The organism is Alistipes sp. HGB5 (assembly GCF_000183485.2).
Classification (GTDB): Bacteria; Bacteroidota; Bacteroidia; order Bacteroidales; family Rikenellaceae; genus Alistipes; species Alistipes finegoldii.
In genome coordinates this window covers 1-21968 of record NZ_AENZ01000076.1, presented here as the reverse complement: position 1 = coordinate 21968, position 21968 = coordinate 1, and the positions used below count along the sequence as shown (strand labels likewise).

Below are 21968 nucleotides of genomic sequence, written 5' to 3'. Positions count from 1 at the left end.
AACCGTAAATACCGATGTGGTTATATAATTTCGGCCTGACATGCTACGTCTGGATCATCCGGTTAGTCGCCCCAAGGCATCCGAAGGCCCGGCTATGGATCAACGGCCGCAAGGACCTCTATAAACGGATGGCCGAAACCATCGACCCCGCGGCCCGTATCGTCTGGATACACGTGGCTTCGCTCGGCGAATTCGAACAGGGACGGCCCATCATCGAACGCATCCGCAAGGAGCATCCCGAATACAAAATCCTGCTCACGTTCTTCTCGCCTTCGGGTTACGAGATCCGCAAGAACTATCAGGGCGTGGATTACATCTTCTACCTGCCGATCGACACGCCGCGCAACGCGCGCCGGTTCCTCGACGCGGCGCATCCCGAAATCGCCGTCTTCGTGAAATACGAATTCTGGCTCAACCTGCTCTACGAACTGCGCCGCCGCAAGGTGCGCACCTATATCGTCTCGGCCATCTTCCGCCGCAACTCGATCTTCTTCCGCCCCTACGGCGGCATGTGGCGGCAGGCGCTGGAGTCGTTCGACGTAATGTTCGTACAGAACGAGGAGTCGAAGAGACTGCTGGCGGGGCTGGGCTTCGACAACGTGATCGTAGCGGGCGACACGCGCTTCGACCGTGTCGCCGAGATCGCCAAGGCCGCCAAGCACATCGACGTGATCGAGCGGTTCAAGGGCGACAAGCGGGTCTTCGTGGCCGGCTCGACGTGGGGTCCCGACGAGGAGCTGCTGATCCGCCTGATAAACGACAATCCCGACATCAAATTCATCGTCGCGCCGCACGAAATGGACGAAAGCCGCATGGCACGTCTTGCGGCCGAGATCAAAGGCGGCACGCTGCGCTATACCCAGTGCACCCCGCACACGAGTTACGGTCCGAAACAGCTGCTGATCCTCGACACGGTAGGCATTCTGTCGTCGGTATACAGCTATGCGACGTGGAGCTACATCGGCGGCGGATTCGGCGTGGGCATCCACAACACGCTGGAGGCCGCAACGTTCGGACTTCCGGTGGCGTTCGGTCCCAATTACCAGAAATTCAAGGAGGCGCGCGATCTGGTGACGCTCGGCGCGGCCCGGTCGATCAATGATTACGACGAACTGCGGGCGTGGTTCGTTCCGCTGCGCGACAACGAGGAGTTCCTCCAGAAAACCAGCCGCATCGCCAAAGACTACACCACACGGCATCAGGGCGCGACGGGCATCATCGTCAGAACGATTTTCAATTAAGCGGAGCGGTCCCGCCCCGGAAAAGTCCGAAAAAAAATCTCCGGGGAAAATCTTCCGGAAAGTCTCCCGGAAAAAATCCCCACCCGGATAAATTCCTCCTAAAAACAGGAAAGGCCGGAAGGACAAGGACAGGAGCAAGGACAAAGGCCGGCCACACAAGAAAGCCGGACCGGGAACGACAACGAAACAACAACGAAACAACAACGAAACAACAACGAAACAACAGCGAACGGGATCAAGGAAAGACGGCGGCCGTGAAAAGTCAGCCCCCAGCAGGTGAACAACAAAATAAAATGCGCGGACATCGAAGAGTCCGCGCATTTTCGTTGACGCCACTCCGGCCGGCGGCAAGCCGGGCGTTATTCGTACAGCGATTTGCAGTAATCCCGGAAGGTTTCCCAGCGGTAATAGGGACCGCCGCCAAGGGGCAGTCCGGCATCGCGCTCGTTGTGCAGGATGCGCACCAGAACGTCGCCCGCCGGGTTGCGGAAGAAGATGAACTGCACGTTGGCCGCCATGGGCGAAACGCGGTGGACCTGCCACACTTCGGCAGCCTCTTCGGGCGTCGAAACGCGGGCCGAAGCGCCCTCGACGCCCAGCAGCGCCAACAGCGGGATGACATTCACGTCGTGGCCGAAGCGCAGCGACGCGGCCAGCTCCTTTCCGCCGCCGATCACCTCTTCGGCCGTCTCGACGATGTTGCGCAGCAGGGGTTTGGCGTCGGCGATGATCGGATCGCCGAAACGCTTCGAAGGACCGAACATCACATAACGGCGGAAGTTCTCGTCCTCCCATGCGGCATATATCTCCTCCCCGGTGAAGAGGTCGTACAGCGAAATGCCCAGATAATCGACGTCCTGCATGATCGCGGCCTGCAAAAGCAGCTGCTCCATCAGTTTGCGGGGCTTTTTGACCTCGCGTTTGACGAATTCGGGATCGGAGAAAAGCGACTTCATCAGCCGGTCGGGAATCAGGCGCGCGGCGCGCACGCTGTCGGCCGTTTTCAGGGTCCGGTCGCGCTGGGCGTCGAGTCCCTTGTTGTTGCCCATATAGGGCATGTAGCGCGCGCTCGACTCACGCGTGGTCCGGATCGCGGGATTCAGCTCCTTGAGCCGCTCGTTGAAAGCCGCCATGCTCAGAATGCAGCGCGGCACGAGGGTCGAGCGGCTCTCGATACGGCATTCGCGGCCGTCGGCCGTAGAGAAAACTTCAGGATAAGCCTTGTACATGCGCTCGGCGATGCCCCGGTGTTCGGCGACCCCGCGCGGCGAAAGGTCGCCGTAACGTTTGTCGGCGTCGGCCGCGATGATCTCGACGCGGCCCAGCACATCACGACCCAGCGGCGTCAGCGCACCGGCTTCGGCGGCTTTGCGCAGGATTTTCAGTGGCCCGGCATAGACACTTTCGGAGGCATGCCAGCGGCTGCCGTGACGGCCGTAATGGCTGATGTAGAACGGCGTGTACCCGTCGGGCACCGGAGCCGCCGCAGCGGGCCGGTATTCGTATGAATGGTAGATTCCGCCCGCGCGTTCGGGAACGGCCGCAATCTGTTCGCGGGCTGTCTGGGCGTCCGCTCCCCACAAGCCGAGCAGCAGGAACGCCGCGCAGAACCTCAGTTTCAATGCAAGTCTGTTCATTGGTCGGTATTTTAACATTTATGTGTCATAATTCCCAGCACGAGCCGGTCGGTCTCGTTCATGCCGTCGCGGCCGATGGCCGTCAGGTTGCGGATGCACTTGTCGACGTCCTCCTCGATAATTCCCTCGACGGGCGTCACGCAGTGACCGTCCATCGCCATCATGGCCGAGAGCACGGCAGTCGAGACGCCGCTCGTGAGTTTCATCGAACAACTGGGCTTGGCACCGTCGCAGATCATGCCGGTGAGGTTGGCGATCATGTTCTTGACCGCCGCGGCGACCTGCTCGTAGGCGCCGCCCATCAGGTAGGTGATGCCGCAGCTCGATCCCGTCGCCGCCACGACGCAGCCGCACAAGGCAGACAGACGGCCGAGACTCTGTTTGATATAGATCACCGTGAGGTGGCTCAGCACCAGCGCACGGATCGTATGTTCCTCGTCGGCCGCGGTTTCGTCGGCATAGACCACCACGGGGAGCGTCGCGGCGATGCCCTGATTGCCGCTGCCCGAATTGCTCATCACGGGGATCATGGCCCCGGCCATGCGGGCGTCGCAGGCCGCGGAGGTGTAGGAGAGGATGCGCGAGAAGATGCTGTCGCCCATCACCCGCCGCTCCCGCTCGCAGCGCAGCGTGCGGCCGACGCAGTGCCCGAACTCCCCGGCGAAGGCCCGCTCGGCGGCGGCTTTGTTCACGCGGCGGGTTTCGAGGATGAAGCGCAGTTCATCGAGCGGCGCCGTCATGGCGAAATCCCAGACGCGGCGCAGGGTCAGGGGCACCTCGCCCGCCTCCTCTTCGGCGACGGATGCCGTGCGTTTGTCGAGCAGTACCTCGCCGTCGCGTTCGAGATAGACGAAGGCGGTATGTCCGCCCGCGATCACCGCCACGGCGCGGCGTTCTCCGGCCGAGGCTTCGACCTCGATATAGAGTTTTTCGGCGATATCCTCCTTCAGCGAGATGCAGACGCGCTTTTCGTCGATATAACGGGCGCCCCGCCCGACGGCTTCGGGCGTCACGTCGCGCAGGACCTCCAATCGGTATTCCGAACGGCCGACCAGCGCACCCAGCGCCACGGCGATCGGCAGGCCGATCATTCCCGTGCCGGGAATGCCCACGCCCATCGCATTCTTGAGGATATTGGCGCTCAGGCGCACCTCGATCTTTTCGGGCTGCGTGTCGAGCAGTTCGGCGGCGCGCGCCGTACACAAAGCCACGGCGATCGGTTCGGTACAGCCGATGGCGGGCACAACTTCGCGGTTGATAAGGGCGATGATTTTCGCTCGTTCGTTCGGGGAAAACATATTGGCTCGTTTTTAGAGATCATACAAAGATAACTATTTTTCGCTATTTTTGCGGCATCAAAACAGACGCCGATATGGAAAATCCGAAAAGCCGCGCATGGAAAGTCGTGAAGAGCGAGTACCTCGCCCGCAAACCGTGGTTCACCGTACGCCACGAGCGCATCGAACTGCCCGACGGGCGCAGCATACCCGACTATTACGTCTTCGAGTACCCCGACTGGGTGAACGTGATCGCCATAACCAAAGAGGGTAAATTCGTATTCATCGACCAGTACCGTCACGGGCTGGGCGAAACGAATTACGAAATCCCGGCGGGCGTGGCCGAGCCGGACGATGCGTCGATGCTGGCCGCGGCGCAGCGCGAACTGGCCGAGGAGACCGGTTACGGCGGCGGCGAATGGCGCGAACTGCTGGTCGTGGCCCCGAATCCCGCCACGCAGAGCAACCTGACGTACTGCTACTTGGCGACGGGCGTGGAGCGGCTCGGCGCCCAGCGGCTCGACGCCACGGAGGATATCCGCGTGCATCTGTTCACGGCCGCCGAGGTGCGCGAACTGCTCACGGGCGGCGGCATCCGGCAGGCGCTGATGGCCGCGCCGCTATGGCGTTACGCCGCGGAGTACGGGTTGTAGCTACCCTACGACGTATTTGCTGCCGGGCAGCAGCGAAATCAGCTTTACGACCGCATAGGACGAGACGAAGGTGCAGAGCGCCAGCACGGGGATCTTGATCCCGGCCGAAACGATCAGCGGATCGAGCCAGCCGTGGAAGAAGTTGAGCAGCATGATGTGTATCAGGTAGATGCCGTAGCTGAGTCTCGAAATGTCGGTAACGACGCCCGTAAAACGGCCCGCCCCCGGCCTGACGTCTTTCAGCAGCAGGAACAGCCCGACCGACATCACGGCCACGTTGATCGTCCCGAAGCCCCACGAAAGTTCGAGGTCCGCGACGAGCCGCTGCGTCGCCAGCCGTGCGTCGAAAATCCATGCCGTCGCGAAATACCCCGCGACGACCAGCAGCGCACCGCCCCACTTATGCCATGCGCGCGGCGCGGCGTGATAGCGGCGCAGGTAGGCGGCCAGCACCATGTAGCCGAGGAATCCCGAAAAGTAGTAGAGCATCGGCGTGTCGTTCCAGAAACATTCGCCGAGCAGCTCCGGGAAAACGAGGTGCACATAGGGGATGCACAGAGTGAAGGCCCAAAGCGCGAGATAACCCTCCATAGCGCGGCGCGAAGCCGTCTCGATCCACGGCGAGACAACCGGGGCGAACAGGTAGAGTCCCAGCAGCATGTAGACGAACCAGAGGTGTCCGATCTCGACGCCGAAATTGACCGGGATGCGGCAGACGCCGAGCAGGGCTCCGGCGGCATCGGTCCGTCCCGTCAGGAACTGGTAGATTGCGTAGAGCACGCACCACACCAGAAACGGCACCACAACGCGCACGAAACGCCGGGCGAAAAAGTCGCGCGTGCGCTCCCGCACCGGAAGCAGGAAAAATCCCGACAACATGACGAACAGCGGCACGGCGGTGCGGCACAACGAGTTGAGCCAGCAGGCCCAGACAGGTTCGCCGCCCGCGGCGACCAAGCCGCCGTCGGCAATATAGTAGAATTCTCCGGCGTGCACCTGAAGCACCATGTAACAGGCCAGCACACGCAACAGGTCGAGACCGTAGTTTCGGGATTGAAGTTTCGTCATAAAAGTCAGGCGGTTTTGATTTCGAAAACAAAGGTAACAAAAAACCCGGAAATCCGCAGCCCGACACTCCATCCGGTAAAAAAACTCTTCTCCGGCAAAGACCGACTGTCCCGGTCCCACGGAGATGAAAAAGGAGCGGTTCAAAGCCGCTCCTCCGATTCGGGTTTCGCCGCCTGGCCTATTTGCCGACCGTCTGCGCCAGCGCCATGAAATAGCGCTTAGGGTCGAGACCGAGTGCCTTGAGCAGTTCGGCTTCGGGGGCGCTGCCGCGCGTGATCGACTTCAGCCCGTGACCTGCCGTATAGAGGTTCACATTCTCGGCATATCCGGCGGCATCCTGCCCGCAGAGGTAGCGGACATGTTCAGCCGGAATACTCTTTCCTTCGTAGACCGACATATCGGCGATATAGACCAGATTCAGCGGTGCGGCATAGACGAAATCCTGCGCGCCGGCCAACCTGCGCAGGTCGCCTTCGGCGACGCGCACGAGTTTCCGCGCCTTGGCGTCATAGCTGTAGACACCTTCGGCGAAAAAGGCATAGACGCGGACCGGATAGAGCGCCAGCGCCGAAGGAGCCGTCAGACGGCCGTCGGCGGGACGGTTGACACCCCCTGCGGCCCACATGACGCCCGAAAGCTCTTCGAGCGAAAGCGCCTCAGGAGCGTATTCTCGCCATGAACGGCGGTTTTCTAATGCTTCGTTTACGGTCATGCCCGCCTTGGAATCGGGTTTGAGAAGGGCGATCTCCGCGCCGTGCTTCACTTCGGTTCTGGTTTCGGGGGCCTTGGCCTCCTCTTTAGGCGGCTGCGCGCCGCCGCATGCCGCGAGCAGCAAAGCCGCACAGGTAATGATCTTCACAGTCATCGTTCCTGAAATTTAGAGGTTTACATGCAAATATAAAGAATATTTTCCAAAATACGGAATGCAATTCCGCTGCCGGATACCTGCGGGCTGGCGATTTTTCGTACCTTTGTGCAACACACAACATGGAGCCTATGAATCCGACAGCAGTCTACACCGTCGTCTTTTCACCGACGGGAACTTCGAGAAAAATCGCCGCGGCGGTTGCGCAGGGAGTGGCCCGGCACGGCGGGAGCTGCAATGCAACGGCAAATACGGCGGCCGGAGCGGACGCTGGTACAAATGCCGCCGCAGGCAGCGCGGCAAAGGCGTTCACGACAATCGACCTGACGCATGCGGCGGGAAAACCGCCCGTGCTGCCGGCCGATGCCGCGGCGGTATTCGCCGTGCCGGTATACGGGGGACGCGTGGCGCCTGCGGCATTGGAAAGGCTGCAGGAGATTCGCGGCGAGGGAACGCCGGCCGTAGTGCTGGCGGTCTACGGCAACCGGGCTTTCGGGACGGCGGTCGCACAGCTGGCGGCGTTCGTCGCCGAGCGGGGATTCGTTCCCGTGGCGGCCGGGGCTTTCGTGGGCGAACACTCGTACAGCACGCCCGGCACGCCGATCGCCGAAGGACGTCCCGATACGCAGGACCTCGCCGAAGCGGCCGCTTTCGGAGCGCGCATCGGCCAAAAGCTTGCGCACGGAGAGACCGGCCCGATCGACGCCGCAAAACTCCGCGAGCCGCATACGCCGCTGTTGTCAAAACTGCGGTTCATCCGTTTCGTGCTGGGGTACCGCAGGCGGCAGAAACGCAATCCGGTCGCACTGCTCCCCGCGGGCGACGCCGCACGGTGCACCCAATGCGGCCGCTGTGTCGCACTCTGTCCCACGCAGGCGATCGCGCGCGGCGACGAACTGCACACCGACCCGGCGCGCTGCATCCGCTGCTGTGCATGCGTCAAAGGCTGCGCGTTCGGCGCACGCACGTTCGAAACGCCTTTCGCTGCCGTTCTGTCGCGCAACTTCGCCCGGCGGAAACCGCCCGTAACGCTTATGTAATATGACAATCGAACGACTGAAAACCCCGTCGGCAGGCAAGCTGAACGCCCTGACCGACCTCTGGGAAGCCTCGGTGCGGGCGACGCACGACTTTCTCGCGCCGGAGGATATTGCGTTTTTCCGGCAAATGGTCCGGCAGGAAGCGCTCCGGGGTGTAGAATTATACGTCATCCGGAAGCCGGACAGCAAAGCGCCTGAAACCGGAACATCCGCAGGACAGGAGAACCGGCACGAGTCCCGGACATCCGGCAAGACAGGAGAATCCCGCCGACCGGAGGGCTTGGACGAGAACGGGATGTTCGGGGGATTCGCCGCGTTCGCAGGTATCGACGGCGATATGCTCGAAATGCTCTTCGTCGCGCCCAAAGCGCGCGGCAAAGGAGTGGGCCGGCAGCTGGTGGAATATCTCGTCCGCGAACGCGGCATAAGGCAGGTCGATGTCAACGAGCAGAACGCGCAGGCGGCGGGATTTTACGCCCGGCTGGGATTCCGCGTCACGGGGCGCGACGCGACCGATCCGTCGGGCAGGCCCTACCCTATCCTCCATCTGTCGCTGGGCGAAACGCCGCAGCGGATCGTGCCGATCCCGAACCTGCAGACCGACCGGATCGATGTCGATTTCGAACCAGAGCCAACCGGGGACGAAGGAAAATAACCGGAGCCGGCGGGTAGTGACCAGCAGATGAGAGCCGAAACGAGCCGCCGAGCAACGCTTCCGCTGAAACACCGGATATAATAACAAGACGGCAGAGATTTTCGCTCTGCCGTCTTGTTGTATTGGAAACATATCGGTTGGCGCCCGGCCCCGGCACACGCCCCGCTTCCGGCCGCTATTCCATATAGCCGGTAACGGTCAGCGGAGCGTCGCCCACTTCGGCGGTCACCTGCGCCGCTTCGCCGCGGGAGTTTTCATAGCGGAAGGTATAGGTTCTTCCCTTTTCAAGCAGGAAGCGCAGGGCGTCGTTCATGTCCTGCCGGGGACCCGCCGTACGGCCGCCGCCCATCTGCTCCGAACCGCAGAAAACATCGACGTTGGCCGCCACGCGGGCATCGGAACGCCCGGCATGCGCCGCCTTGTCGTACATCATGAAGGTCACGGTCGCATGCCGCCCCCGCTCGGCGAGATCATCGGCATAGGCGGCATAGAGGTCGCGGTAACGCTGCGTGACGTTCACGCCGTGGACCTCGCGCGAATCCTCGCTCCACACCATCGGAAACCAGTCGCCCGCGGGCCGGAACGAAACGGCGAAAATGCCGTGCGCCCGGTCGTCGGGCGACGCCTGTCCCGCATCGGCGAAAAACCATGCGTAATCGAGTCTTCCCGGAAAATAATACTCCGTGAAATGCCAGCGGCCGTCGATCCACACCTCGACCCAGCTGTGGTTGCCCCGATCGTCGTGCCATGCGGGAGTTCCGGCGAAGCGCGCGGGAATGCCCGCGGCGCGCAGGGCATCGACCAGCAGGACCGAAAGGCCCGTGCAGGAGGCCATATGCTGACGCATCGACTCGGAGGGACTCTGGTTGGTCTTTTCGCGGGCGGTGTTGTATTCTACGGCGACATCGGCGGCAATATGCCGGTTGATCGAGTCGATGGCGGCGCGGACGTCCGCGGCTCCGGCCGCACGGCGGGCGAAGCGGGCGTAAAAGTCGGGCCGCCAGCTGTCGCGCACCTCGTCCACGACGGCATAGGGAAGCACGTCGTTCAGGAAGACCGAATCGGGCAGCGCGCGCGTCCACGGATACTCGGCGCGTGCGCGGTAGGCATACTCGACATTCTCGCGCAGCAGGTCGAGCCGCATCGTATCGCGGTCGCCCTGCGGCATATAGGCTACAAGGAAAGCCATCCCCGCGCGCCGGTCACGCGGAGTCTCGCGCAGCAGCTGCCGCAGGCTGTCGGCGCGCGGACAGTCGGCCAGCGCAGCGTCGAGCAGGGGTTCGTATTCGGCGGGAACACCGCAGCCGTAACGGCCGCAGGCGCAGAGGGAAAGTCCCAGAAGCAGGAGGAAAATGCGTTTCATCGGTTTAATTCGTTCAGGATTTGTCGGATGGTCCGTTCGTCGGCACAGGGCGAAGCGTACTCCGGCACGCCGGAACAGCCGCCCATCGAAATCTGCGGATTGCGGTATGCCATGCCGCTCGGCCGCATGCCGCGCGCGCTGAAATGGAGGGCATCGACACCCGTCGCGGCCAGTTGCCGCACGTTCGACGGATTCACGCCGCTGCCGGCCATGATCTCGATGCGGCCCGCAGCCCGCACGACGAGCGCGCGGAGGTCGCCGATGCCTTCGGACGCCGTATTGCGGCCGCCGGAAGTCAGGATGCGGGTGCATCCGGCGCGGACGATCTCCTCCAGCGCATCGGAAAGGTCGCACGTCATGTCGAACGCCCGGTGGAAGGTGGTCTGCATCGGCCCGGCTTCGGCCACGAGGGCCGCCGTACGCGCCGTATCGACCCGTCCGTCGGGCGTCAGCAAGCCGAAGACCACGCCGTCGGCGCCGCATTCGCGGGCGAAGCGCACCTCTTCGAGCATCTGCCGGAATTCGGCGTCGTCATAGAGGAAATCCCCGCCGCGGGGACGGATCATCACACTGAGCTGCAAGCCTTCGATGCGGCGCGCCATACGGATGGCCGCGGCCGAAGGGGTCGTGCCGCCCTCGTAGGGCGAGGCGCAGAGTTCGACGCGCGCGACACCCGCACGGCGGGCGGTCTCGCACGCTTCAATGGAATAGGCACAAAGTTCGGTCGTCATACGGCAAAGATAAAAAAACGGCGACGGAAATGCAAGTCCCGGAGCACCGCAGAACAGTTGCAAAAACCGGAACGGGACCGTTCATACGTTCCGGCAAAAAAACATCGCCCCAGCCGGAGAGCCGACGGTTCGGCCGCACGCCGCAAAGCCGGACGCACGCCGCAAAGCCGGATGCACACCGCAAAGCCGGATGCACACCGCAAAGCCGGATGCACACCGCAAAGCCGGATGCACACCGCAAAGCCGGATGCACACCGCAAAGCCGAACGCCGACGGCAAAACAAAAGCGGAGCGCCCGTTACCGGACGCTCCGCTTATCTTCAGGCTGCGCAAGCCCCTATTTAACCTCGATCTGGCGCGTGGCGGCGGCGGTCTCCTCGATCTTCTTCTTGGGAATGTCGATGGTCATCACACCGTTTTCGACCTTGGCCGAAATATTCTCGCGCTCGATATTGTCGGGCAGCAGCAGGCTCTGCTGGAACTGCGTGTAGGAGAACTCGCGGCGCAGGTAGGTGCCTTTGCGCTTGGCGTCCTCCTCCTTGTTCTCGGTCTTCTTCTCCAGCGAGATCACCAGCTCGTTGTCTTCGTTGATGTGGACCTTGAAGTCCTCCTTGGTCATGCCCGGAGCGGCGACCTCGACCTTGTATTCGTTTTCACCGTCGATGATGTTGACGGCGGGAGCCGTGGTGCTGCGGCGCTCGGCCAGCCAGTTGTCGCCCAGAATCTCGTTGAAAATTCCCGGCAGCCAGTTCTGATTCGTTCTTGCAGGTGTCATAATTTTGTCCTCCTTGGTTTTATTCGGTTTAACTGTTTTCCTTTTTATCGCCCCCTCTCGGAGCGGTTTCATCCGTAGAGGGTCAAATCCTGTGCCAGTGCCGAATAAATGCAAAAATGTCACAAATTGTCACAAAACCTGCAAATACGACATGACAGACCGGCAGGCCGGGAGCGGACGGCGCATTTCATAAGTACGGGAAAAATACGTAACTTCACGGCATGGAATTCACCGAAATACTGTGCGGCCGTTACGGGCTTTCGGTGCGGGCCGCCGGAGTGCTGATGCGGCACGCATCGCAAAGCGTCCACGCCCGCAAGGAGATCATCGTCGAGGAGGGACAGCGCGATCAGGAGATCCGCTTCGTGACGGAGGGTTCGGCGCGCTCCTACGGCATGCGCGAGGACAAGTGCGTGATCCTCTCCTTTGCGTTCGAGGGCGATCCGACCTCATCGACGCTCGGAGCATGGCCCGGCGGCATTTCGGGCCACACGATCGAGACCATGGAGCCGACGACGCTCGTGCGCCTGCCGCGCGAGGAGATCGACCGGCTCTTCGCGGCGGACGCCGAACTGGCCGACTGGGGCCGCCGCATGGCCGAAGAGCAGCTGCGCCGGCACGAGGAGTATTTCGCCGACTTCGCATGGCGCGACAAGAGCGAGCAGTACAAGCGCATGCTGCGCGAATACCCCCAATTACTGCAGCGCATCGCACTGAAAGACCTCGCGGCCTACCTCTTCGTCACGCCCCAAAGCCTGAGCCGCATCCGGGCCGAAATCAAATGACGAAATTATCATAAGGTAACTTTTCCCCGCACCGAAAGCCTTACTTTTGCACCACTTCGAAAAAAGTAAGGAGTATGCAACGAGACAGTATCGATTTCAGCAGTTCGGACGTCGGGAAGCTTTTCCGGCGCTTTCTCTTTCCCACGGTCATGGGCATGGTCTTTTCGGCCGTGTTCGTCATCACCGACGGCATCTTCGTGGGACGGGGCATAGGCAGCGACGCCCTCGCCTCGGTCAATATCGTCGCGCCGCTCTTCACGCTCGGCACGGGGCTGGGCCTGATGTTCGGCATGGGCGGCTCGGTCGTGGCGTCGATCAATCTCGCGCAGGACAAACGCCGCGTGGCGGAGATCAACATCACGCAGTCGCTGGCGCTTCCGGCATTGCTGATCGCCCTGCTCAGCGCCCTGCTGATCCACTGCCACGAACCGCTGCTCATGCTGCTGGGCACGCCCGGCGAGCTGATGGTCCCGGCGCGCGAATACCTCGTGTGGTTCACGCTGTTCCTCGCGCCGCTGGCCGTCTTCAACATCCTGATGTTCATCGTGCGGCTCGACGGGGCGCCGGGATTCGCCATGGCCTGCAACATCATGGCGGCGTGCATCAACATCGCGCTCGACTACCTCTTCATCTTCGTATTCGAATGGGGGCTGGCGGGCGCCGCCGTCGCCACGGGCATCGGTTACGTCGTCGGTTCGGGCGTGATGCTTTGGTACATGTTCCGCCGCAGCCGGACGCTCCGGTTCGTGAAGCTCAAGATGAGCGGCAAAAGCATGCGGCTCACGGTGCGCAACCTCTGGTACATGAGCTATATCGGCTTCCCGGCGCTGCTGAGCGAGCTGGCCATTTCGTGCCTGATGATCGTCGGCAACTACACCTTTATCCATTACGTCGGCAAGGACGGCGTGGCGGCGTACAGCATCGCCTGTTACATCTTTCCGATCATCTTCATGGTCTACAACGGCATCATCCAGTCGGCGCAGCCGATCATCAGCTACAACTACGGCGCAGGGCTGATGCGGCGCGGCCGGGATGCGTTCCGGATGGCGCTCGGCACGGCGGCGCTGTGCGGACTGGCGGCATTCGGATTCACGTGGTTATGCAGTCCGTGGATCATCGGGCTGTTCCTGACGCCCGACGCCCCGGCGTACGCCATCGCCGTGCAGGGACTGCCGTGGTTCGCGGCGGGCTATCCCTTCTTCGGGATCAACGTCGTGACGATCGGCTACTACCAGAGCATCGAACGGGGACGGCTCGCAACGGGACTCACCGTTCTGCGCGGCATCGTGCTGATGACGTTCTGCTTTCTGGTCATGCCGCACATGGCGGGCGTGACGGGTATCTGGCTCGCGGTGCCTGCGGCCGAGGCGCTCGAAACACTGCTGCTCGTCTATCTGCTGCGCAGCAGACGCTTCGCATTCGCATAAGGGAAAGCGGAAAAACCTTCGGTAGGGTTTTCCCGCTTTCCGCGTCGGAATGGACTAATTCCCGCGCTGCATCCTGTCGATGAACAGCACCCCGTCGAGGTGGTCGATTTCGTGCTGGAAAATCACGGCGGTAAATCCCTCGACGGTATCCGTCACCGGCCGCATGGTCGTTTCATCCAGATAGCGGAGCACGATGCGGTCAGCACGCAGAACCGTCCCCGACGTTTCGGGAACGGAGAGACACCCCTCCCTGCCGGCGGTACGGGCCGCCGAGCGACCGACGATTTCGGGATTGACATAGCATTCGAACGGTTCGCCGGGCTTGTCGAAACGCTGCACGGCGATCAGCCGGCGCGAAACGCCGACCTGCGGCGCAGCGATTCCGACACCTTCGTCGGCCGGATCCCGCACGGTGAGCAGCATGCCCTGCTTCAGCAGGCGGAAATACTCCGACCTCAGTTCCTCCGCACCCAGCGGCGCGGCTTTCCGCCGCAAAAACAGCGAATCGGCACGGTCGCCGATCCGGCACAAGCGCATGACCGCCCCGCTCTGCGAGGCAATGACTTCACATTCCCTATCGGTGAATCCCTTTTGGACCGCGCAGGCGGCGAGCAGGCAGGCGACGGTTATAACGAATCTCTTCATATCGGCATGATTCCGTTTCCGGCAAAAATACGAAAATATATTCACCGTACGGCGGCACGCCCCTTCGGACTGAAAAAAAGTCTTTTCCAATTCCGGCAATTATCCTATATTTGCCGCCATGAACGAAGATCTGAAATACCGGAAGGCCGAGCCTGCCGATGCGGAGCGCATCATGGAGATCATCCGGCAGGCGCAGGCCCAGATGCGGGCGCTGGGGAGCCTGCAATGGCAGGACGGCTACCCCGCACGGACCGACATCGACAACGACATAGCGCGCGGGTACGGGTATGTGTTCGAGAAGTCGGACGCGGCGGAGAACCCCGCAGCTGCAGAAACGCCGCAGAAGTACGACAAAGGGACGGTACCCGGCGGCGTGATCGCATACGGGGCGGCGGTTTTCGACGGCGAACCGGCCTACGGGGCGATAGACGGGGCGTGGCTGACCGGGGGCGACTACGTCGTCCTGCACCGGCTGGCGGTGGCCGACGGAGAGAAGGGCCGCGGCGTGGCGGCGGAGTTCATGCGCCGCACCGAAGCGCTGGCCCGCGGACGGGGCGTCGGCAGTTTCAGGGTGGACACCAATTTCGACAACCGCTACATGCTGCGGATGCTCGAAAGGCTGAGATTCGCCTACTGCGGCAAAATCGTCTACGGAAGCGGTGAAAGGCTGGCTTTCGAGAAACCCTTCGAAGCATAAGCGAAAGAACCGGCCTTAAGACCGGTTCTTTCTGTGTGAAGTCAGGGATGCGTCGCAATGTTCCGGAACAAATCCGCCGGAGAAATCTTATAATAGTCACATAAATCGGCGATCGTAGTCAGCGAAATACTGTGCCGCCAGCTTTCGATCCGTGCGATATTCAGATCGGTATCGAAGCGTACGTTCTCCTGAGTCAGCTTGCGTTCCAACCGGGCCGCTCTCAGCCCGGCAACAACCTGCCCAATAAAAAGTCATTTCGCCGCTGCTTTTTCATAGCGCAAATTACCGGAATAATAGCCTGATTTTTTACTACACACTTGTAGCTTACAAAAGAAGTGCCCCGTTTCGAAGCTCAATCGCGGGCAGGCCGGGAACTCACACCCGTTCGCACCACAATCGCGCCGTTTCGGAATATCAGGATAAAAAGAATCCGCCCGCCAAGACGGCGTCACATCCCAAAACGATCGGTGTGACGGTAAAAAGATTCCCGTCGCAAGCTACAATTACCCCCCCCCAGCGGCCATAATACAGATTCTTCGGAAAACATCCGGTTCCGCATGGCCGGTACCGTGCGTGCAGTCACAACACGCGCGGATAATAAATCCATATTACAAAAAATAATGGAATAAAACAAGTAAAACGGGGCAAAATCAGCGCAGCGGCGGGTTTCCGGTGCGGTTTCGGATCGGGAAAAAGAATTTTTCCGAGACAATACGGAGAGGGACGGCCTATCGGCGAGCGGAAAAACGGCGGACGGGGGGGGGTAGCAGACGGCTGATGAAAAAAGTATAATACGGGAAACGGGAGAAATCGCTGCGAATTTCGCCGGAAACACCGGGAGACACCGGAGACACCGGAGACACCAGAGACACCAGCCACTCAGGGAACAGCCGCCCCGCGCAACACCGAAAAACGCCGGCAAAAGGTCCTGACACAAAAAAGCGGCCCGCATCGCTGCGGGCCCCCGATCGACCGAGGAGAACCGAAGGCGCCGCTACTCCTCCTCTTCGTAATAGACCTTGTAGAACTTGCCCTTCTCGTCCTCGCCCTGTTCGAGCAGACTGCGGTTGCCGTGGACGTAGATGTGGAAGTTGCGGTCGAGCTTGATGACGCTCTTGTAGGAACGGGCCTGTTTTTTGACCGCCAAATCGGAGATGGCGAATTCGTCCTCGATGCGGATGTCGCGGTCCTGCTCGTACTCCTGCTTGTAGCGCGAGAAGCTCTCCATGACTTCGGGCTGGCGGATCACCTTCTCCGAAAAGTCGTCCAGCGAAAAGCTGTCCTGCTCCTTGAAGTATTTCATCGTCTCGTTGAGCATCTCGGCCTGATCGGCTTTCGACACCTCGAATTCGTTCGGGAGATGCTTGGTCACGTACTTCTTGCACATGGCCATCGCGTTGTGGGTATTGTGGTAGTTGTCCTGACGCTGGCGCACGTGCAGGAAATCGTCGATCCAGTAGCGGGCTTCGGCGCGGTTGGTGTTGTCCACGACGCAGACCGCGAAACCCGCTTCGCGCTCGGTGTTGAAAACGACGCACCCCTTGTCCAGCTTATTGACGTTGATCCCCTGATGCGCGGCGATATGCAGCCCCGACGCCTGCTCCTCGACGTCGAGAAACGTGTCGCGCGTCTCAGACTTGAACAGCCCGACGGCATCGACCGTCTCGCCCCCGAAGCGGCAGTCGGTGAAGTAGACGACATAGAACTCCCCGCTCTTGATCTGGGGGTGCATGCCGGTTTCGTAGAGATGTCTGGCAAGGCTGACCGAGTGGTCGTAAAACGATTCGGGGTCGTCGAAGATCTTGCAGGTGAAATTCCAGACCTCGTTGCAGGTCAGGTCGGTGTCGTGGTAGAGGTTGAAATACTCCTCGGATTTGAAACCGCCCATGAAATAGGCCAGCAGCGTCTGCATCAGGGCCGCGTCGGAGAGCTGGTCGGAGAGCGACGGCGAGACCATCAGCGGCTCGTCTTTTGCTTTGTTGCCCACGATATGCACGGCCAGCGCGCCGATCCGGGATTCTTCGGTATAGAGCATTTTCGGTATTGTTTGCGTAAAACGGAAGGCAAAGATGGGGATTTTTCCGGGACCGGGCAAGCAAAAAACCGGGTATTTAGCAGAAACGCCCTGCCGGACTCCCGATAATTTGGCTACTTTTGCAACGACTAAACTTCCGTAAGCATGGAAAACAGAATAACCACACTCTTCGGCATTCGCTACCCGATCATCGCGGGCGGCATGATCTGGTGCAGCGGCTGGCGGCTCGCGGCGGCCGTAAGCGACGCGGGCGGACTGGGCCTGATCGGCGCGGGCTCGATGACGCCCGACCTGCTGCGCGAACACATCCGCAAATGCCGCGCGGCGACCGGCAAACCGTTCGGCGTGAACGTCCCCCTGATGTACCGCTACGCGGAGCAGATCATGCAGGTCGTCATGGAGGAGCGGGTCCCGGCGGTATTCACCTCGGCGGGAAGCCCGAAGACATGGACCGGGCAACTGCATGCCGCAGGCTGCAAGGTCGCACACGTGGTGTCGAGCACGAAATTCGCCCTGAAATGTCAGGAAGCGGGTGTCGATGCGGTCGTCGCCGAGGGATTCGAAGCGGGCGGGCACAACGGCCGCGAGGAGACGGCGACGATGGCGCTGGTTCCGCAGGTGCGAGCAGCGATTACGATTCCGCTGATCGCGGCGGGCGGCATCGCCACGGGCCGGGGCATGCTGGCGGCGTTCGCGCTGGGAGCCGAGGGCATTCAGATGGGCACCCGCTTCGCGTTGTCCGAAGAGAGTTCGGCCAGCGACGCCTTCAAACGGCTCTGCATCGGGCTGGAAGAGGGCGGCACGATGCTGGCGCTGAAGAAGATCGGGCCGACGCGCCTGATCCGCAACGACTTCTACACGGCAGTCGAAACCGCCGAAAACCGGGGCGCCTCGGCCGAAGAACTGAAGGAGCTGCTGGGCCGCGGGCGTTCGAAGCGGGGCATTTTCGAGGGCGATCTCGCAGACGGGGAGCTGGAGATCGGACAGATCGCGTCGCTGATCCGCGACCTGCCGCCGGCAGGCGAAATCGTCCGGCAGATCATCGACGAATACAACGCCGGCGTGAAATCGCTCACGACGCTATAGCGGCCCTTCGGGGATAGACGGGCCGGCGAAAAGCAGCCGTCCCAACCGGGACAGTCTGCCGAAGAGACGCCGGGCCTACCGCCGCTACATGCCGAGCAGGACCAGCAGGGCGACCGTCAGAAACAGCGCCCAATGGCAGAGGCGCAGGTAACGGGTCTTCGCCGCGCGTTCATAACCCAGCGACACCAGCCAAAGCAGGAACCAGCCTCCGTAAGTCAGCAGCAGGAAGAGTTCCAGCTGGAAATTGCGGGGAATGGCTCCGAAGCCGAGCAGCAGCAGGAATACCGCTCCGAGGGCCAGATCCGCCGTAATCATCTGGACGCCGCACCGTCCCATCAGCCACGCTTCGTAGGCTTTGTCCGCGGCGGCGTTCCGGCCGGGACAGGCTGCCGTATAGAAGCGGTTCCCCGAAACGACATGGACGAAAAACGCCGCGGTAAGCAGCGTCCCCGCCGCAATAAACCATCCGTTCATACACATTACATCTTGAGGTAAATTCCGTCAGGCATATGCCGGAGCAGCCACGCCGCAATGCGCCAGCGGCGGGTGACGACCGCAACCCGTCTGCGGCGGCGGACCGCCCGCACGATCTGCCGGACGGCTTTTTCGACCGGCATCACCCAGAACAGACCGTCACCCTTGGCCATCGCCGTATCGACGAAGCCCGGACGGACGTCGGTGACGTAAAGCGGGAGTCTGGATTTCGCAGCGCGCTGCCGCAATCCCTCGGCGTAGTTGATCTGATAGGCTTTCGAGGCGTTGTAGGCCGGAGCCGCTCCCCCGCCGCGCAGTCCGCCGACCGACGAGACGACGACCAGATGTCCGCCGCCCTGCCGCTCGAAACGGTTGTAGGCCCAGTCCGCGGCCGCCGTCCAGCCCAGCACATTGGTAAGGATGGCCGTCTCTTCCAGCGCGAAATCCAGCGAGGGATTCAGATCGCCCGTTCCGGCGCAGACCACGCATAAATCCATGCCGCCCAGTTCTTGGGCCAGATGCTCCAGCGCCGCAACGGTCTCGGCGGGACGCGTCACGTCGGCGACGGCAAAGCGGTATGCAGCAGGATCGGCCTGCGCGATCTCCTTCAACAGATTTTCCCGGCGGCCGACCAGCCCCACGGCATATCCCTGCGCCGCAAAGCACTCCGCAAGGCCGCGGCCGATGCCGGAAGTGGCACCGATGACAATAGCTCGTTTCATATGCGCAAAGATAGGACGCGGAAAACGGAAAACACTTGATCCGAATCAAGAAATCACCGCACCCGGCGGCGAATGCGGCTCAGCGTTTCGGGACGCACGCCGAGAAACGAGGCCAGCTCCCGGAGCGGGACCAGTTCGAGCAGGCCGGGACAGCGCGCCAGCAGCGATTCGTAACGCTCCTGCGGAGTCGAGACGTACGATTGCAGCAGCCGTTCGTAAATCTCGGCCAGCATATGCTCGGCGACGGTGCGGCCCAAGCGCTCGTGTGCAGCGTCGGTCCGGTAGAATTTTTCGAGCCGTTCGCCCGTCAGCGTCAGCACTCGGCTGTCGCACATCGCTTCGATACTCACCCACGCGGGGGCGTCGTTGCGCATCGAGATATAGTCGCCGACGAACTCCCCGGCGAAAGCGTACCCGACGACATGCCGCTCGCCCGCTTCCGTGGCGTGCACATAGCGGAAAGCGCCCTCCTCGACCAATCCGCTACGGCGGTTGCGGACCTGCTGGAACGAAAAACAGCCGTCCTTGGGGACGAAGAGGCTTTCACCCTCCCTGCGGAACAGCTCGGCAAGCGGCGCGAATTCGGCGGCCGATATGTAACGGTTGAAATCCATCGTCGGCAAAGATAAGTTTTTTTGCGGATTTTGCCGATCCGGACGAATTCGCTACCTTTGCCGCCGCGAACGGTGAAATCACCGGCTCGTCAAAACGCAACGCAAGATGAAAAAGCAAAAGATCACCCAGCAGGATTACCTCAAGGCCCACCGCAAGGCGAGCCGCGAAGAGGAAATCGCACGGCACGGCCGTCCGGCAAGGTTCCGGGCCGTGCACAAGTCGAAAAAAGCATACGATCGCAAACGCGAAAAGGCAGGTCTGAGAAACCTGCCTTTTTCATTTCTTTATTAAATTCGTTTTGCCAAGAAATGAAAACAACAGATTTCATAGACAAATTGAACGCACAAAATTCTAAATTACTGTGCTGGGAACATATGAAAGAAACAAATCTAAAATCGCTGTAAAATGTGACATCTGTGGTTGGGAGTGGACTCCGATTCCATATAGTCTGTTAAAAGGGCATGGATGCCCCAAGTGTGCGAGAGTCAAGCAGAAAACCCATGCCGAGTTTGTTGAGGAATTGCAATCTCAAAGAGACGACGTCGTGCTGATCGGTAGGTATGTAAAAGCGCTCGAAAAAGCCAAATTCAGATGTTTGAAATGCGGACATGAGTGGAATGTCACTCCTGCGCATATCCTTAGTGGCCGGGGATGTCCAGCGTGTGCACTCTCTCGTCGAGGAGCATCCCAGCGTCTGACAATGGAACTGTTTTTAGAGCGTCTTCATGAAATCGATCCGAATCTTGTCGTCAGGAAAGACGTGGAGTATCGTAACAATCGTACACGTATGCCACTACGCTGTAAGGCTTGTGGATATGAATATGAAATAACACCTCATGATGTTCTGCATAGCCGGGGCTGTCCGAATTGTCACAGAGCATGTACCTCTTTTTTAGAGCAGTTCATATATCATTCTTTTGTTCGTGTTCTTGGGGAATCCAAGGTCCTGTCTAGAGATAAAACCGCAATAGGGGCTGAGTTAGACATATACATACCTGAATTGAAAGCGGCTATAGAACCCGGTTCGTGGTATTGGCATAAAAATCTGGTGGCAAGGGATAGGAAGAAACATCGGATATGTAATGAAAAAGGAATCAAGCTTGTAACCATATATGATCATTATGATAATGAGACTCTTCCTTTTGATAATTGCTTTGTGACTGATTGTGACCTTGCTCATGTCAGCAATAGAAATAAACTGATCGATATGACAAAAAGACTCTTTTCGGAATTTGGCTTGGATTCAATTCTTGATACAGATGAATGGGTAAAAATTAGAAAGAGAGCCAAAATGGATTCAAGACGAATGACTACGGAAGAATTCAAAGAAGAACTCTTCGGAATCAATTATAAAATCAGGGTCGTCGGCGAATATACGAAGGCTAATGACAGGATTAAAGTTCAATGTAAAACCTGTAACCATACATGGAACGCAATACCGGCTTCTTTGCGTTTGGGTGTCGGATGCCCTAAGTGTGCCGGCGTTTTACAACTTACACATGACCAGTTTGTGGCAAGATTACGCGTATTGCAGCCCGATCTGATTCCACTGACGGAATATATCAACACGAAGGAAAAGGTTGTTGTAAAATGTAAAGTATGCGGATATGTATGGTCTACTCAACCTTATCATCTTACTGCAACATCTCCAAGACAAAGAACGGGATGTCCGAAATGTTCGGGCAGGGGCCGGAGAACTCCGGATGAATTTGTTGCGGAGATCGCAAATTTGTCACCTGCAATTAAAATCATTGGAACGTTTGTTGGTAGAAATAAACCTATATTGGTGCAATGTGCCGAATGTAATAGGATTTGGCACGCATGGCCGGGGAGTTTATTGAAGGGCGGCGGTTGTAAAGTTTGCAAATCGAAGCAGGCAATACGACAAAGGAATCGGAAGATAAGGTGCATTACGACCGGAGAGATATTCAATACATTAAGAGAAGCCGCTGAAAAGTACAATGTGAGTCCATCGTCTGTTTGCATATGTTGCACCAATCTTCCAAAGCGTAAGCATGCCGGGGGACTGGAGTGGGAATATATTTTAATAAAAAAATCGTTCACTTTCGAGAGTTTGTTTATTACTTCGACCACCAAGCAGCCAAGACAAAAAGGTGGGAAAATTTGAAGATGCAAACAATTTGCAGACAAAATCAGACACTGAAAAGCGCAAATAG

Annotated in this window: 23 protein-coding genes; 10 read left to right on the top strand and 13 right to left on the bottom strand. The window is 59.9% G+C overall.

Features of this window, described 5'->3' with window-relative positions; all coding sequences use genetic code 11:
- Positions 1 to 14: 14 nt before the first annotated feature.
- The gene (locus HMPREF9720_RS12585; RefSeq protein WP_009598885.1) at positions 15 to 1241 is read left to right on the top strand and encodes a 3-deoxy-D-manno-octulosonic acid transferase; all 1227 of its coding nucleotides are present in this window, start codon (positions 15 to 17) and stop codon (positions 1239 to 1241) included.
- Positions 1242 to 1600: 359 nt separating this feature from the next.
- Here the strand turns inward: HMPREF9720_RS12585 and HMPREF9720_RS12580 are convergent, their stop codons facing one another.
- A complete protein-coding gene (locus HMPREF9720_RS12580) occupies positions 1601 to 2878 on the bottom strand; it encodes a histidine-type phosphatase (RefSeq protein ID WP_009598815.1) in 1278 nt (425 codons plus the stop codon).
- 11 nt (positions 2879 to 2889) lie between these two features.
- On the bottom strand, positions 2890 to 4176 hold the full coding sequence (locus tag HMPREF9720_RS12575; RefSeq protein ID WP_009598814.1) for an L-cysteine desulfidase family protein: 1287 nt from the start codon (positions 4174 to 4176) through the stop codon (positions 2890 to 2892).
- Positions 4177 to 4250: 74 nt separating this feature from the next.
- Here HMPREF9720_RS12575 and HMPREF9720_RS12570 point away from each other — a divergent pair, with 74 nt between their 5' ends.
- Complete coding sequence (locus HMPREF9720_RS12570; protein ID WP_009598887.1) at positions 4251 to 4808, top strand: NUDIX hydrolase; 558 nt, start codon at positions 4251 to 4253, stop codon at positions 4806 to 4808.
- On the opposite strand, the gene HMPREF9720_RS12565 is transcribed toward HMPREF9720_RS12570, so the two are convergent.
- A complete protein-coding gene (locus HMPREF9720_RS12565; RefSeq protein WP_039940687.1) occupies positions 4809 to 5876 on the bottom strand; it encodes an acyltransferase in 1068 nt (355 codons plus the stop codon).
- Positions 5877 to 6054: 178 nt separating this feature from the next.
- Entirely contained in the window at positions 6055 to 6741 is a 687-nt protein-coding gene (locus HMPREF9720_RS12560; RefSeq protein WP_009598805.1) for a nitroreductase family protein, read from the bottom strand.
- Positions 6742 to 6872: 131 nt separating this feature from the next.
- Here HMPREF9720_RS12560 and HMPREF9720_RS12555 point away from each other — a divergent pair, with 131 nt between their 5' ends.
- Complete coding sequence (locus HMPREF9720_RS12555; protein WP_009598876.1) at positions 6873 to 7781, top strand: 4Fe-4S dicluster domain-containing protein; 909 nt, start codon at positions 6873 to 6875, stop codon at positions 7779 to 7781.
- A gap of 1 nt (position 7782) precedes the next feature.
- On the top strand, positions 7783 to 8436 hold the full coding sequence (locus tag HMPREF9720_RS12550) for a GNAT family N-acetyltransferase (RefSeq protein ID WP_009598784.1): 654 nt from the start codon (positions 7783 to 7785) through the stop codon (positions 8434 to 8436).
- 175 nt (positions 8437 to 8611) lie between these two features.
- Here HMPREF9720_RS12550 and HMPREF9720_RS12545 read toward each other — a convergent pair whose 3' ends face one another.
- From HMPREF9720_RS12545 to HMPREF9720_RS12535, 3 genes are all read right to left on the bottom strand, one after another.
- Positions 8612 to 9799, bottom strand: coding sequence for a transglutaminase-like domain-containing protein (locus tag HMPREF9720_RS12545; protein WP_009598907.1), 1188 nt, complete (start codon positions 9797 to 9799; stop codon positions 8612 to 8614).
- Positions 9796 to 10530: a copper homeostasis protein CutC gene (locus HMPREF9720_RS12540; protein ID WP_009598839.1), complete on the bottom strand. Its 735-nt coding sequence runs from the start codon at positions 10528 to 10530 to the stop codon at positions 9796 to 9798. Before HMPREF9720_RS12540 ends, HMPREF9720_RS12545 begins: the two co-directional genes overlap by 4 nt.
- Before the next feature lie 337 nt (positions 10531 to 10867).
- A complete protein-coding gene (locus HMPREF9720_RS12535; RefSeq protein ID WP_014774472.1) occupies positions 10868 to 11305 on the bottom strand; it encodes an Hsp20/alpha crystallin family protein in 438 nt (145 codons plus the stop codon).
- A gap of 221 nt (positions 11306 to 11526) precedes the next feature.
- Between HMPREF9720_RS12535 and HMPREF9720_RS12530 the strand changes: the two genes are divergently transcribed.
- Both HMPREF9720_RS12530 and HMPREF9720_RS12525 read left to right on the top strand, forming a co-directional pair.
- The gene (locus HMPREF9720_RS12530; protein ID WP_009598920.1) at positions 11527 to 12090 is read left to right on the top strand and encodes a Crp/Fnr family transcriptional regulator; all 564 of its coding nucleotides are present in this window, start codon (positions 11527 to 11529) and stop codon (positions 12088 to 12090) included.
- A gap of 74 nt (positions 12091 to 12164) precedes the next feature.
- Complete coding sequence (locus HMPREF9720_RS12525; RefSeq protein ID WP_009598835.1) at positions 12165 to 13517, top strand: MATE family efflux transporter; 1353 nt, start codon at positions 12165 to 12167, stop codon at positions 13515 to 13517.
- Positions 13518 to 13571: 54 nt separating this feature from the next.
- Here the strand turns inward: HMPREF9720_RS12525 and def are convergent, their stop codons facing one another.
- Positions 13572 to 14162: a peptide deformylase gene (gene def / locus HMPREF9720_RS12520; RefSeq protein ID WP_039940684.1), complete on the bottom strand. Its 591-nt coding sequence runs from the start codon at positions 14160 to 14162 to the stop codon at positions 13572 to 13574.
- 118 nt (positions 14163 to 14280) lie between these two features.
- Here def and HMPREF9720_RS12515 point away from each other — a divergent pair, with 118 nt between their 5' ends.
- Positions 14281 to 14859 (top strand): GNAT family N-acetyltransferase, encoded by a 579-nt coding sequence (locus HMPREF9720_RS12515; RefSeq protein WP_009598830.1) that lies wholly within the window; start codon positions 14281 to 14283, stop codon positions 14857 to 14859.
- A gap of 41 nt (positions 14860 to 14900) precedes the next feature.
- Here the strand turns inward: HMPREF9720_RS12515 and HMPREF9720_RS12510 are convergent, their stop codons facing one another.
- Positions 14901 to 15068 carry a helix-turn-helix domain-containing protein gene (locus HMPREF9720_RS12510; RefSeq protein ID WP_009598802.1) on the bottom strand — a complete coding sequence of 56 codons (168 nt, stop codon included), beginning with the start codon at positions 15066 to 15068 and terminating at the stop codon, positions 14901 to 14903.
- Positions 15069 to 15853: 785 nt separating this feature from the next.
- On the bottom strand, positions 15854 to 16894 hold the full coding sequence (locus tag HMPREF9720_RS12505; RefSeq protein WP_009598812.1) for a nucleoid-associated protein: 1041 nt from the start codon (positions 16892 to 16894) through the stop codon (positions 15854 to 15856).
- A 144-nt stretch (positions 16895 to 17038) separates the two neighbouring features.
- Between HMPREF9720_RS12505 and HMPREF9720_RS12500 the strand changes: the two genes are divergently transcribed.
- Entirely contained in the window at positions 17039 to 17980 is a 942-nt protein-coding gene (locus HMPREF9720_RS12500) for an NAD(P)H-dependent flavin oxidoreductase (RefSeq protein WP_009598781.1), read from the top strand.
- A gap of 84 nt (positions 17981 to 18064) precedes the next feature.
- On the opposite strand, the gene HMPREF9720_RS12495 is transcribed toward HMPREF9720_RS12500, so the two are convergent.
- The 3 genes from HMPREF9720_RS12495 to HMPREF9720_RS12485 are packed head-to-tail and all read right to left on the bottom strand — an operon-like array spanning position 18065 to position 19790.
- On the bottom strand, positions 18065 to 18454 hold the full coding sequence (locus HMPREF9720_RS12495; protein WP_009598881.1) for a hypothetical protein: 390 nt from the start codon (positions 18452 to 18454) through the stop codon (positions 18065 to 18067).
- Positions 18455 to 18459: 5 nt separating this feature from the next.
- The gene (locus tag HMPREF9720_RS12490) at positions 18460 to 19176 is read right to left on the bottom strand and encodes an SDR family NAD(P)-dependent oxidoreductase (protein ID WP_009598843.1); all 717 of its coding nucleotides are present in this window, start codon (positions 19174 to 19176) and stop codon (positions 18460 to 18462) included.
- Positions 19177 to 19229: 53 nt separating this feature from the next.
- The gene (locus HMPREF9720_RS12485; RefSeq protein WP_039940680.1) at positions 19230 to 19790 is read right to left on the bottom strand and encodes a Crp/Fnr family transcriptional regulator; all 561 of its coding nucleotides are present in this window, start codon (positions 19788 to 19790) and stop codon (positions 19230 to 19232) included.
- 106 nt (positions 19791 to 19896) lie between these two features.
- Between HMPREF9720_RS12485 and HMPREF9720_RS12480 the strand changes: the two genes are divergently transcribed.
- Both HMPREF9720_RS12480 and HMPREF9720_RS15235 read left to right on the top strand, forming a co-directional pair.
- The gene (locus HMPREF9720_RS12480) at positions 19897 to 20082 is read left to right on the top strand and encodes a hypothetical protein (protein WP_009598884.1); all 186 of its coding nucleotides are present in this window, start codon (positions 19897 to 19899) and stop codon (positions 20080 to 20082) included.
- A gap of 70 nt (positions 20083 to 20152) precedes the next feature.
- A complete protein-coding gene (locus HMPREF9720_RS15235; RefSeq protein ID WP_009598869.1) occupies positions 20153 to 21919 on the top strand; it encodes a zinc-ribbon domain-containing protein in 1767 nt (588 codons plus the stop codon).
- Positions 21920 to 21968: the final 49 nt, after the last annotated feature.

Coding starts and splice junctions, on each gene's coding strand:
- HMPREF9720_RS12585 (WP_009598885.1), top strand. CDS start 15: ATGTGGTTATATAATTTCGGCCTGACATGCTACGTCTGGATCATCCGG.
- HMPREF9720_RS12580 (WP_009598815.1), bottom strand. CDS start 2,878: ATGAACAGACTTGCATTGAAACTGAGGTTCTGCGCGGCGTTCCTGCTG.
- HMPREF9720_RS12575 (WP_009598814.1), bottom strand. CDS start 4,176: ATGTTTTCCCCGAACGAACGAGCGAAAATCATCGCCCTTATCAACCGC.
- HMPREF9720_RS12570 (WP_009598887.1), top strand. CDS start 4,251: ATGGAAAATCCGAAAAGCCGCGCATGGAAAGTCGTGAAGAGCGAGTAC.
- HMPREF9720_RS12565 (WP_039940687.1), bottom strand. CDS start 5,876: ATGACGAAACTTCAATCCCGAAACTACGGTCTCGACCTGTTGCGTGTG.
- HMPREF9720_RS12560 (WP_009598805.1), bottom strand. CDS start 6,741: ATGACTGTGAAGATCATTACCTGTGCGGCTTTGCTGCTCGCGGCATGC.
- HMPREF9720_RS12555 (WP_009598876.1), top strand. CDS start 6,873: ATGAATCCGACAGCAGTCTACACCGTCGTCTTTTCACCGACGGGAACT.
- HMPREF9720_RS12550 (WP_009598784.1), top strand. CDS start 7,783: ATGACAATCGAACGACTGAAAACCCCGTCGGCAGGCAAGCTGAACGCC.
- HMPREF9720_RS12545 (WP_009598907.1), bottom strand. CDS start 9,799: ATGAAACGCATTTTCCTCCTGCTTCTGGGACTTTCCCTCTGCGCCTGC.
- HMPREF9720_RS12540 (WP_009598839.1), bottom strand. CDS start 10,530: ATGACGACCGAACTTTGTGCCTATTCCATTGAAGCGTGCGAGACCGCC.
- HMPREF9720_RS12535 (WP_014774472.1), bottom strand. CDS start 11,305: ATGACACCTGCAAGAACGAATCAGAACTGGCTGCCGGGAATTTTCAAC.
- HMPREF9720_RS12530 (WP_009598920.1), top strand. CDS start 11,527: ATGGAATTCACCGAAATACTGTGCGGCCGTTACGGGCTTTCGGTGCGG.
- HMPREF9720_RS12525 (WP_009598835.1), top strand. CDS start 12,165: ATGCAACGAGACAGTATCGATTTCAGCAGTTCGGACGTCGGGAAGCTT.
- def (WP_039940684.1), bottom strand. CDS start 14,162: ATGAAGAGATTCGTTATAACCGTCGCCTGCCTGCTCGCCGCCTGCGCG.
- HMPREF9720_RS12515 (WP_009598830.1), top strand. CDS start 14,281: ATGAACGAAGATCTGAAATACCGGAAGGCCGAGCCTGCCGATGCGGAG.
- HMPREF9720_RS12505 (WP_009598812.1), bottom strand. CDS start 16,894: ATGCTCTATACCGAAGAATCCCGGATCGGCGCGCTGGCCGTGCATATC.
- HMPREF9720_RS12500 (WP_009598781.1), top strand. CDS start 17,039: ATGGAAAACAGAATAACCACACTCTTCGGCATTCGCTACCCGATCATC.
- HMPREF9720_RS12495 (WP_009598881.1), bottom strand. CDS start 18,454: ATGAACGGATGGTTTATTGCGGCGGGGACGCTGCTTACCGCGGCGTTT.
- HMPREF9720_RS12490 (WP_009598843.1), bottom strand. CDS start 19,176: ATGAAACGAGCTATTGTCATCGGTGCCACTTCCGGCATCGGCCGCGGC.
- HMPREF9720_RS12485 (WP_039940680.1), bottom strand. CDS start 19,790: ATGGATTTCAACCGTTACATATCGGCCGCCGAATTCGCGCCGCTTGCC.
- HMPREF9720_RS12480 (WP_009598884.1), top strand. CDS start 19,897: ATGAAAAAGCAAAAGATCACCCAGCAGGATTACCTCAAGGCCCACCGC.